This window comes from Arthrobacter sp. B0427-1-12, assembly GCF_059092905.1.
In genome coordinates this window covers 1-450 of record NZ_JBNHIC010000219.1, presented here as the reverse complement: position 1 = coordinate 450, position 450 = coordinate 1, and the positions used below count along the sequence as shown (strand labels likewise).

Below are 450 nucleotides of genomic sequence, written 5' to 3'. Positions count from 1 at the left end.
GCGTCGGCGTCGCCGCCATCGCCGGCGCCAAGCTGGCCGGTGCGACCACGATCATCGCCGTCGACATCGACGCCAACAAGCTCGAACGCGCCAAGGAGCTCGGCGCCACCCACACCGTGGACTCCTCCAGCCAGGACCCGGTGGAGGCCATCCGGGCCCTCACCGGCGGCAACGGGGCCGATGTGGTCATCGAGGCCGTGGGCCGGCCCGAAACCTACCGGCAGGCCTTCTACGCCCGCGACCTGGCCGGCACCGTGGTCCTGGTCGGCGTCCCGACCCCGGAAATGACCATCGAGCTGCCGCTGCTGGACGTCTTCGGCCGCGGCGGCGCGCTGAAGTCCTCCTGGTACGGGGACTGCCTGCCCTCCCGCGACTTCCCCATGCTGGTCGAGCAGTACAAGCTGGGCCGCCTCGACCTGGACGCGTTCGTCACCGAACGCATCAGCATCG

At 70.9% G+C, this 450-nt stretch carries 1 protein-coding gene; it reads left to right on the top strand.

The window, feature by feature from the left end; genetic code table 11:
- Positions 1 to 450 (top strand): zinc-binding dehydrogenase (locus tag AC5RWU_RS24640; RefSeq protein ID WP_493986792.1); only part of this gene is annotated, 450 nt, incomplete at both ends.